The sequence below is a fragment of the Enterobacter cloacae complex sp. P6RS genome (assembly GCF_014982245.1).
Taxonomy (GTDB): Bacteria; Pseudomonadota; Gammaproteobacteria; order Enterobacterales; family Enterobacteriaceae; genus Enterobacter; species Enterobacter bugandensis.
Map to the genome: position 1 here is coordinate 130,314 of NZ_JADCLB010000008.1, position 6,932 is coordinate 137,245.

Annotated in this window: 5 protein-coding genes; 1 reads left to right on the top strand and 4 read right to left on the bottom strand. The window is 55.8% G+C overall.

Translation table 11 applies throughout. The features are described from left to right. Positions 1-51: 51 nt before the first annotated feature. Positions 52-879: a glyoxylate bypass operon transcriptional repressor IclR gene (gene iclR, locus INF73_RS05420; RefSeq protein WP_074148023.1), complete on the top strand. Its 828-nt coding sequence runs from the start codon at positions 52-54 to the stop codon at positions 877-879. Here the strand turns inward: iclR and aceK are convergent. The 4 genes from aceK to metA all read right to left on the bottom strand — a co-directional run bounded on the left by aceK (position 833) and on the right by metA (position 6,784). After that, positions 833-2,596 carry a bifunctional isocitrate dehydrogenase kinase/phosphatase gene (gene aceK / locus INF73_RS05425; protein WP_193540857.1) on the bottom strand — a complete coding sequence of 588 codons (1,764 nt, stop codon included), beginning with the start codon at positions 2,594-2,596 and terminating at the stop codon, positions 833-835. The genes iclR and aceK overlap by 47 nt on opposite strands. Positions 2,597-2,646: 50 nt before the next feature. Then, complete coding sequence (aceA, locus tag INF73_RS05430) at positions 2,647-3,951, bottom strand: isocitrate lyase (RefSeq protein ID WP_193540859.1); 1,305 nt, start codon at positions 3,949-3,951, stop codon at positions 2,647-2,649. A gap of 31 nt (positions 3,952-3,982) precedes the next feature. Next, a complete protein-coding gene (gene aceB / locus INF73_RS05435) occupies positions 3,983-5,584 on the bottom strand; it encodes a malate synthase A (RefSeq protein WP_047362605.1) in 1,602 nt (533 codons plus the stop codon). 270 nt (positions 5,585-5,854) lie between these two features. Beyond that, positions 5,855-6,784: a homoserine O-succinyltransferase gene (gene metA / locus INF73_RS05440; protein ID WP_048957448.1), complete on the bottom strand. Its 930-nt coding sequence runs from the start codon at positions 6,782-6,784 to the stop codon at positions 5,855-5,857. Between the last annotated feature and the right edge of the window lie 148 nt (positions 6,785-6,932).

Consider the following 6,932-nt stretch of genomic DNA (forward strand, 5'->3'; position numbering starts at 1 on the left):
TCACCAAATAAAACGAAAATGATTTCCACGATACAGAAAAAGGAGATCGTCATGGTCGCGACCGTTCCCGCCAAACGCGGCAGAAAACCTGCCGCCACCGCTGCTGCACAACCCGGCGGACAGGTTCAATCCCTGACGCGCGGTCTGAAGCTGCTGGAGTGGATAGCCGAATCGCACGGTAGCGTGGCCCTGACGGAGCTGGCCCAGCAGGCTGGTCTGCCGAACTCCACCACGCACCGCCTGCTGACCACCATGCAGCAGCTGGGCTTTGTCCGCCAGGTCGGCGAGCTGGGGCACTGGGCGGTGGGCGCGCATGCGTTTATCGTGGGTAGCAGCTTCCTTCAGAGCCGTAACCTGCTGGCGATTGTGCACCCGATCCTGCGCAAGCTGATGGAGGAGTCCGGCGAGACGGTGAACCTTGCGGTGCTGGACCAGAGCGACCACCAGGCGATTATCATCGACCAGGTGCAGTGCACGCAGCTGATGCGCATGTCCGCGCCGATTGGCGGCAAGCTGCCGATGCACGCCTCCGGGGCGGGGAAAGCGTTTTTGTCGCAGCTGAGCGAAGAGCAGGTGACCGGGCTGCTGCACCGTAAAGGGCTGCACGCCTACACCCACGCCACGCTGGTGTCGCCGGTGCATCTGAAAGAAGATCTGGCGTTGACCCGCAAGCGCGGCTATTCGTTTGATGACGAAGAACATGCCCTTGGGCTGCGCTGCCTCGCGGCCTGTATTTTCGACGAACATCGCGAGCCGTTTGCTGCGATCTCCATCTCTGGCCCCATCTCACGTATGACCGACGACCGGGTGACCGAGCTGGGCGCGCTGGTGATTAAGGCCGCGAAAGAGGTGACGCTGGCGTACGGTGGGATTCGTTAAACCGCACACAAAACCGCTGCTTGCGGCGGTAAGCGTACACATCCTCCACGTGCCCATTTTTGATCCGCGTTTGTAGCCCGCGCCAGTAGCTGGCGTGGAACAGATCTTCATGCATTTCTTCAAATAACGGCCCGATGCGTGGGTCCGCACACAGCCAGTGGCGAAACTCCTCGGGAAACACATCGCCCGGCGAAACGCTGTACCACGGCTCGCTGGAGAGCTCATCCTCCGGGTAACGGGGCGGCGGGATATCGCGAAAGTTCACCTCGGTCATGTAGCAAATTTCATCGTAATCGTAGAACACCACCCGCCCGTGCCGGGTGACGCCGAAGTTTTTAAACAGCATATCGCCAGGGAAGATATTGGCGGCGGCGAGCTGGCGGATAGCGTTGCCGTACTCTTCGATGGCATCACGTAATGCCTGGCCCTCTGACTGTTCCAGCCAGATATTGAGCGGCACCATACGGCGCTCAATATAGAGATGGCTAATCGCTATTTTATCGCCCAGATCGGTGATTTTCGTCGGCGCTTCCTGCATTAACAGCGACATAAGCGCCGGATCGATCTGCTGCTTATCCAGCACAAAGTTTTCAAACTCCTGGGTATCGGCCATTCGCCCGACGCGATCGTGCTCTTTTACCAGCTGATAGCAGGCGCGGACGTGGGCGGCGGTCATCTCTTTCTGCGGGGCGAATCTGTCTTTTATCACCTTAAAGACCCGGTCGAAGCCCGGCAGCGTGAAGACCAGCATCACCATGCCGCGGATACCTGGCGCTTCGATAAACTGCTCATCCGCCGCGGTGACATAGCGCAGGTATTCCCGGTAACTTTCCGTTTTGGCATGCTTCTGACAGCCAATCGCCATATACAGCTCGGCGGTAGTTTTGCCCGGCAGGATCTCGCGCAGCCACTCCACCAGGGCGGCAGGCAGCGGGGCGTACACCATGAAATAGGAGCGGGCGAAGCCAAACACGATGCTGGCCTCGGCGCTGGTGGTCAGGCAGGTATCGACAAACAGTTCGCCGTCGTCGGTACGGTGAATGGGCAACAGAAACGGCACAATGGCCGTCGGCGTAACAAGTTTGCCCACCAGCCAGGCGGCCTTATTCCGGTAGAACAGCTCGTTGGCCACCTGCAAATGGCTGCGGCTGAGCACCTCCTCGCCGTAGGTTTCACGAAGATGCGCATGGATATAGCCGATATCCCGGAGCTTGTTCTCCCACGGCAGGCGCAGCGGCAAATCCGTTAAGATGCGATGCAGGAGCTTTTCCCATCCGCGATTGGGGAAAAAATCTTTCGCCAGCGGACGCGGAATGGTACGGAAGCGGCGCTCAGGCTGGGAGCTGAAGATAAATAACCGCTCAGGAGATAATGAGCGGTGGTCAAATAACCGGCAATAGACGGAGTTGAAAAAGCTCTCCGCAATCTCGAAGCGAGGGTAGTCGGGTAACAGATGGGTGTAATGCTCTTTCACGCGCAGTAAAAATGCCGCGTCCGGGCTTTTACCGTCGGTAATACAGCGCAGCTGCTCCACCACCAGACCCACATGGTGGTCATAGAGATGAATACGCTGCTTCATGGCCTGCTGAACCGCATGCCAGTCTGCATGTTCGAAGCGCTGCTGCGCGCCGGAGGTCACTTCCAGAAAACGACCATACTGGGCATCAAAGCCCTGCAGAATGGTTTGGGCAATCAGCAATTCCAGGCCACGCGACATATATTCCCCCTCACCCCGTCCCTCTCCCCGGAGGGGAGAGGGGGAAAAGTTTAGAACTGTGCTTCTTCGGTTGACCCCGTTAAGGCGGTAACGGATGAGGCGCCTCCCTGGATGATGGTCGTCACGTTATCAAAGTAGCCCGTCCCCACTTCCTGCTGGTGAGAAACAAAGGTATAGCCGTCTTTACCAGCGGCAAACTCCGGCTGCTGCACCTTCTCAACGTAGTGCTTCATGCCCTCCCCCTGCGCGTAAGCGTGCGCCAGGTCGAACATGTTGAACCACATGCTGTGGATGCCTGCCAGGGTGATGAACTGGAACTTGTAGCCCATATCCGACAGCTGCTGCTGGAAGCTGGCGATGGTTTTGTCATCCAGCTTTTTCTGCCAGTTGAAGGACGGCGAACAGTTGTAGGCCAGCAGTTTGCCCGGGTATTTCGCATGAATCGCATCGGCAAAGCGCTTCGCCAGCGCCAGATCCGGCGTGGACGTTTCACACCAGACCAGGTCGGCGTAAGGGGCATAGGCCAGGCCGCGGCTGATGGCCTGTTCGATACCGGCATGCGTGCGATAGAACCCCTCGCTGGTGCGCTCGCCGGTAATAAATTCGCTATCGTACGGATCGCAGTCAGAGGTAATCAGGTCTGCCGCATCCGCATCGGTACGGGCAATCACCAGCGTCGGCACGCCGAGCACGTCAGCAGCGAGACGCGCGGCAACCAGCTTCTGAATCGCTTCCTGGGTCGGGACGAGAACTTTTCCGCCCATATGCCCGCACTTCTTCACCGACGCCAGCTGGTCTTCGAAGTGAACGGCCGCTGCACCGGCCTCAATCATCGATTTCATCAGTTCGAAGGCGTTCAGCACTCCGCCGAAGCCCGCTTCCGCATCCGCCACGATCGGCAGGAAGTAATCAATAAAACGCGGATCGTTGGGCTCAATGCCTGCGGCCCACTGGATCTGATCCGCGCGGCGGAAGGTATTGTTGATCCGATCCACCACCGACGGTACCGAGTTGGCCGGATAAAGAGATTGATCCGGATACATGCTGGAGGCCAGGTTGGCGTCCGCCGCGACCTGCCAGCCGGAAAGGTAAATGGCTTCTATGCCGGCCTTTGCCTGCTGCAATGCCTGGCCGCCGGTCAGCGCACCGAGGCTGTTGATATAACCCTTTTTGGAGCCACCGTGCAGCAGCCTCCACATTTTCGCCGCACCGTTCTGTGCCAGCGTGCATTCCGGGTTGACCGAGCCGCGTAATTTCACCACGTCCTCCGCGCTGTAAGGACGGCGGATGCCTTCCCAGCGCGGTTGAGTCCACTCTTTCTTTAATTCTTCGATTTGTTGGGTACGGGTTTTCATGTGCAGATGCTCCATATTGTTATGTGGTGAGTTACGCCAGGAAGCGGTAGCCCGGCAGGGTCAGGAAGTCGATTAAGTCATCTGATGTGGTGATTTGCTCCATCAGGCGCGCTGCGTCGTCAAAACGTCCGCTGCTGAAGCGGTGTTCGCCCAGCTCGTCCTGGATGACCCGCATCTCTTCGGCCAGCATCTGACGGAACAGGGCTTTGGTGACCGGCTTGCCGTTGCTGAGCGTTTTTTGATGGTGGATCCACTGCCAGATAGAGGTGCGCGAAATTTCCGCCGTGGCAGCATCTTCCATCAGGCCGTAGATAGGCACGCAGCCGTTGCCGGAGATCCACGCTTCGATGTACTGGACCGCGACGCGAATATTGGCACGCATCCCCTCTTCCGTTCGCTCGCCCGCGCACGGTGCCAGCAGCTGTTCTTCAGCCGTTGGGGCATCTTCTTCGCGCGTGACAAACAGCTGATTTTTGTTATCGCCGAGTACACGATTGAAGACCTCCATCGCCGTATCGGCCAGGCCCGGATGGGCAATCCACGTGCCGTCGTGACCGTTACGGGCTTCCAGCTCTTTATCGGCTTTCACCTTGTTGAGCACCTGATTATTGCGCTCCGCGTCTTTGCTCGGAATAAAGGCCGCCATGCCGCCCATCGCAAAGGCACCGCGCTTGTGGCAGGTTTTAATCAGCAGACGCGAATAGGCGCTCAGGAAGGGTTTATCCATGGTCACGACCTGGCGGTCCGGCAGTACGCGATCGGGATAGTTTTTCAGCGTCTTGATGTAGCTGAAAATATAGTCCCAGCGTCCGCAGTTCAGGCCGACAATGTGGTCGCGCAGGGCATGCAGAATTTCATTCATCTGGAACACGGCGGGCAGCGTTTCAATCAGCAGCGTGGCCTTGATCGTGCCGCGCGGCAGGTTGAAGCGATCTTCCGCGTAGCTAAATACTTCGCTCCACCAGGCGGCTTCCTGCCAGGCCTGCGTTTTTGGCAGATAGAAATAGGGACCGCTACCTTTTGCCAGCAGGTTTTTGTAGTTATGAAAGAAATAAAGTGCGAAATCAAACAGGCTGCCCGGAATGGCTTCTCCACGCCATGTGACATGTTTTTCAGGGAGGTGCAGACCTCGTACGCGACAGATCAGCACCGCCGGATTCGGTTTGAGCTGGTAGATTTTCCCGGCTTCGTTGGTGTAGCTGATAGTGCCGTTGACGGCATCGCGCAGGTTGATCTGCCCGTCGATAACTTTGTTCCAGTCCGGGGCCAGCGAGTCTTCAAAATCGGCCATAAAAACTTTAACGTTGGCGTTCATGGCGTTGATCACCATTTTGCGCTCTACCGGACCAGTGATCTCAACGCGACGATCCTGTAAATCTTCAGGAATGCCGCGGATTTTCCACTCACCACGACGAATGGAAGCAGTTTCCGAAATAAATCCTGGCAACTTGCCGTTATCGATTTCCTGCTGTTGGTGAATGCGTGCCGCCAGCAGCTTATTGCGCTGCGGCGTAAAGCGGGTCACCAGCTCAGTCAGAAACTCTACCGCTTCGGCCGTCAAAACCTGCTGTTCTTGCTCACCATTCGGCTGGGTAAAGGTCAATTCATCGACCGTGGTTGCCTGTTGAGTCATCGTTCTGCTCCTCATCAAAGATCCAAAATCACGCCCCCAATGCGAACGAAAGATCGTTGTGTAGTTTTCGCTCAGCAGAATTAAGACTATCTATAATTTTTCCAAAATCAAAAACAATTTCCATTTTAATTTTAATTACAACGCAACATGATGATTAATATGGAGTTAAAGTTTCCTGGCATGTTGAACGGGATTTCGGAAATAAAAAAGGCACCCGAAGGTGCCTGATCTGAATAGCTGAAACGCTTTAGGATCGTTTAATGCAGACGATTACTCCAGCGTCGGATTCATGTGGCGAAGATCGTACGGCGTAATCTGGTAGACGTAATAGTTGAGCCAGTTAGTGAACAGCAGATTTCCGTGGCTGCGCCAGGTGGCTCCTGGTTTGTTTTGCGGATCGTTTTTCGGGAAATAGTTGTACGGGATATCCGGATTAAGACCCGCTTCGACATCACGGAAATACTCTGATGCGAGAGTATCGGGATCATACTCAGGATGACCGGTAACGAACGCGATACGTTTGTCTTTACTGGCAAACAGGTAGGCATCCCCGTCTTCCGTTTCGGCCAGGATCTCCAGATCGGTGTAATCACGAATCAGCTGGGCCGGAAAATCGGCGTAGCGAGAATGCGGGGCCAGGAAGGTGTCATCAAAACCACGCGTCAGCAGCGCGTGTGGATGAAGAATGTGGTGTTCGTATACGCCGGAGAGCTTTTGAGTGCGGGTTTGCTTGGGAATACCGTAGAGAATGTTGAGTGCGGCCTGTACCGCCCAGCAGACAAACAGCGTTGATGTGACGTGATCTTTTGCCCACTCCAGCACCTGTTTGATCTGCGGCCAGTAAGCAACATCGTTAAATTCAACCAGACCGAGCGGCGCGCCTGTCACAATCAGTCCGTCGAAGTTTTCCCCCCGAATATCTTCGAAGTTACAGTAGAAGTTATTCAGATGCTCAGAGGGCGTGTTACGTGACTCGCGGGCATCAATACGCAGCAGTTGAATATCGACCTGCAGCGGGGAGTTCGACAGCAGACGCAGAAACTGATTCTCCGTCTCAATCTTTTTCGGCATCAGGTTGAGGATGAGAACCTTCAGCGGGCGAATTTCCTGACCTGTCGCGCGTGAAGCCGTCATCACGAAGACGTTCTCTTCACGTAAGAAATTGACGGCTGGTAGCTCGTCCTGCACCCGAATCGGCATAACCTTACTTCCTCACAATATACGTATAAACGTTTAGACATCCAGACAGCTAACGATACCCAGAAATGGTATGAATGTCGAGCCTGCAAGTCGAAGGTGAGAAAGTTTCAGGGAGAGAGAGAAAAACAAAAGCAAAAAACCCCGCACC

Excerpts from the sequence above, each read along its gene's own strand:
- iclR (WP_074148023.1), top strand. The coding sequence starts at position 52 with ATGGTCGCGACCGTTCCCGCCAAACGCGGCAGAAAACCTGCCGCCACC.
- aceK (WP_193540857.1), bottom strand. The coding sequence starts at position 2,596 with ATGTCGCGTGGCCTGGAATTGCTGATTGCCCAAACCATTCTGCAGGGC.
- aceA (WP_193540859.1), bottom strand. The coding sequence starts at position 3,951 with ATGAAAACCCGTACCCAACAAATCGAAGAATTAAAGAAAGAGTGGACT.
- aceB (WP_047362605.1), bottom strand. The coding sequence starts at position 5,584 with ATGACTCAACAGGCAACCACGGTCGATGAATTGACCTTTACCCAGCCG.
- metA (WP_048957448.1), bottom strand. The coding sequence starts at position 6,784 with ATGCCGATTCGGGTGCAGGACGAGCTACCAGCCGTCAATTTCTTACGT.